Source organism: Streptomyces sp. NPDC055140 (assembly GCF_053607285.1).
This window is the reverse complement of record NZ_JBSGTG010000132.1, coordinates 1-3,148: the sequence shown is the minus strand read 5'-3', so window position 1 is coordinate 3,148 and position 3,148 is coordinate 1. Positions and strand designations below refer to the sequence as shown.

Sequence of the window (3,148 nt, the reverse complement as noted above, 5' to 3'; positions counted from 1 at the left end):
CGCCAATAGGCAAGGTTGCCGCGCACGGCCAGAGTGTGGAGGTGGCCGGGGCCCTGCACCCGCACCAAGTCAGGCAGTAGTTCCTCGAACGCGGCTGCGGCGCCCGCCGCGTCCCCCGCCTCACCCCGCCAATAGGCAAGGTTGCCGCGCACGGCCAGAGTATCGGGGTGGTCAGGGCCCAGAATCCGCACCACGAGGGCCAGCAGTTCGTCAAGCGCAGCTGCGGCGCCGGCCGCGTCCCCGGCTGCACCCCGCCAGCCGGCGAGGTGGCGGCGGGTGGAAAGGGTCTGGGAGTGATTGGGGCCCAGCACCCGAGCCCGGTCGGCCAACAGCTCCTCTAGCGCAGCTGCGGCGCCGGCCGCGTCCCCGGCTGCACCCCGCCAGCCGGCGAGGTCGTTTCGAGCGGTCAGGGTGTCGGGGTGATAGGGGCCCAGGTGGTGGCCAGTGGTCTCGGCCAGGCGGTGGTAGTGGGCTGTGGCTGCGGTGAACTGGCCTGCTTCACCAAAGCTTTCACCGGTACGGAAGAGCACCGGGTGGGCGTCGGGTAGGTGGAGGGGGTCTTCGGCGGTGAGGGCGAGTGCGGTGGCGTTGGTGCGCAGGGCCTGGGCTAGGTCGATGTCTCGTCCGATGGCAGGCCAGGCGGTAGTAAGGGAGTCGGCGGCGGTGCGGGCAAGCCGGTCGTGCTGGTCGGGGGTGAGGGCGTCGCGGGTGGCGCGCTGGATGAGCTGGTGAACGCGCACAGCCCGGTGGGGAGTATCGGGCGTGTGGTCGATGAGACTGAGCCGGCGCAGAACCCTGAGCGCGAGCACGGCGCCCTCGGCCGAGATCAAGGCCGGCCGGTGGATGCCGCCTGTGTCGGTGCCCGTGCGGTGCTCGGCGGCATGCGCGAGGGCGGGCTGGCTGGTGAGCACCGTGAGGGGGATGCCGTTGGGGTCGAGGAAAGCGGCCAGTTGGAGCATGGGGCTGGCCAGGCCCACCGGGCGGAGCTGGTTGGCGCGTTCGACGGACAGGGACCAGGTAGCGGACACAGTGGCGGCCTGACCATCAGGCAGTACGCCGGGCTCGGGGAGCAGGTCGGCCAGCTTCCTGATCCGGTTCGCCAGCATCTGCTGGTAGGAGGCGCAGGTCAGGTCCGCGTCGATGATGTAGGCCGCGGCCTGTGCCAGGGCGAGCGGCAGGTGTCCCAGGTCGGCGGCGAGGCTGTTGATTTGGTCGGTTGGCTCGTGACAGTCGTGTGCGGCGAGTACGGCGGTGACATAAGCGGCGGATTCTTGGGGGGTGAACAGGCCCACGGTGACCAGGCGTCGGCCTGTCCCGGTCAGGGCGGCCTCGCGGCGGCGCGTGGTGACCAGGACACGGCCGCGCGGACTGGTGGGCGGCCACCAGCCGATCATGTCGGCGGGGTCTGTGACGTCGTCGAGGACGATCAGCCACCGGCACGGCTTCTGTTCGGCTTTGGGTTCCAGCCAGGCCAGGAACGTCCGCGCGGCCTGCTCGGGGTCGCGGGGGTCGGCTGCAAGGATCTCCACACCGGCCTGCGCGTAACCGGCCGTGATCGCTGAGCGGTTGCTCGCGCTGATCCACACCAGTACGTCAACCTCGCCCCTGCGCAGGGCCGTGCGGGCGTGGTCGGCAGCCAGCTGCGTCTTGCCCACCCCGCCGGTCCCAGTTAGCACTTGCGTGTTCAAGCCGTCGGCGGCGGCCCGCAACTGGTCGGCCTCTAACCGGTGCTGAAAGGAAAGGGCGCGCGGTGGGAGCACGCCGACCTGGTGCGGCCAGGCGGCCGGTGTGCGCGGGGCCGCCTGCTGCACGAGAGTAAAATCTTCGATCGCCAGGTATCCGGTGTTGGCCAGCCCGCCCTCGCTGGCAGTGGCGGCTCCCGTATAACTCACATGTACCGGGCCGACAGTGTGTGCGCCAGGTCTGGCGTAGCCGGATACCGCCGTGGTGCCGTGGCGAGTTGCGGCATTGCCGGCGTCCGCGGCAGAAGGCACGGACGGCTCAGGCGTTGCGCCGGCGTCCTCAGGACCAGCGCCAGGGGCATCGTCCGGGCCGGGGCGACGGTTGGGCCATCTCATCATTGGACGCTGTTCCTCCCACATGCTGTAACCGTCCCGGCCGGGTCAGCTGAAGTCGACTCCCGTGTTCGCGCTGCTGCCGGAACCATCTGCGGTCGCGTCCCCGGTTCGCTCCGCCCTAACAGGCCCGCTCCCACCCTCCTGCGGGCGTTGCACGCCGGTGGCCGCCCGGCCTCCACCTGTGGCCTTGGCCTTGCCGGTATCAACCGCTGCGACCCCCGGCTCCGGGGTGGCCGGGGACTGCATGAGTGCCCACACCAGGGCGGCGACACCGGTGGCGCATTGGACCGAAGCGGCAACCAGTTGGCCGGTATCCGGGTTGTTGAGCAGCCAGAAGAACGGCGTCGATACCGTCAGCACGACCGCGACCACCACAACGATGATCTTCCTACGCCACGACACACTCATCCGCCCCCTCAACAGCACCGGACGCCTTTCACTAGCAGATGAGGACGTCCCTGCACAATCACTGGTTCCCCGCGCGCTGTTGAACTCACCATCCCCCGCCGCCGGCACAAGCAGAAACCACATCAACTTGTATGCGAAGGTCAACCTCGGCACGACGGCGTCCACTCGGCAAAGGAAGGCAGCGGCACAAGTACAAGGTCGGCGAAGTCACTCGACGTGCGCCCCCTTTCCAGGCCGGTGGGTCAGGCCGTCTCTCCAGATACCGGGGGCAGTCCGGCCACGCATCCCGGGCACCAGCCGCCACGCTCGCGCCACGGGCGTTCCTCGTTCTGCGTGGACAGCGCCTTGGCGTGCCGGTGCACCGTGCAGGCCAAGGCGTAGGTGCTCTCTTCCCGGCGGATGACCTGGGCACCGTCCTTGGGGTGGTCGTAGACGAGATCCCAACCGGGAATCACAGACGGGCCGAGGGCATCGACAACACGGCGACGCCCGTCACTGCTGACGTGCTTGGTTCGCTCCATGCGGTCTCCTTTGTAGCGTCCGTCTTCTGCCCCGTGTGTGCTTGAGGGGACTGTCCAATCAACGGCCCTGTCTCACATTCGGTGGTGACGCAGAGTCGTGAAGGTCGTTGATAGTCACGTGAAGGATGTCAACGAGCTTGT

General features: G+C 68.9%; 3 protein-coding genes. All 3 read right to left on the bottom strand.

Translation table 11 applies throughout. The annotated features are described in order from the left end of the window. Nucleotides 1-1,892 (bottom strand): tetratricopeptide repeat protein (locus tag ACWFR4_RS48195; protein WP_453658267.1); only part of this gene is annotated, 1,892 nt, incomplete at its 3' end. A 231-nt stretch (nucleotides 1,893-2,123) separates the two neighbouring features. After that, the gene (locus ACWFR4_RS48190) at nucleotides 2,124-2,651 is read right to left on the bottom strand and encodes a hypothetical protein (protein WP_453658265.1); all 528 of its coding nucleotides are present in this window, start codon (nucleotides 2,649-2,651) and stop codon (nucleotides 2,124-2,126) included. 77 nt (nucleotides 2,652-2,728) lie between these two features. After that, the gene (locus ACWFR4_RS48185; RefSeq protein ID WP_453658263.1) at nucleotides 2,729-3,007 is read right to left on the bottom strand and encodes a hypothetical protein; all 279 of its coding nucleotides are present in this window, start codon (nucleotides 3,005-3,007) and stop codon (nucleotides 2,729-2,731) included. Nucleotides 3,008-3,148 lie beyond the last annotated feature (141 nt).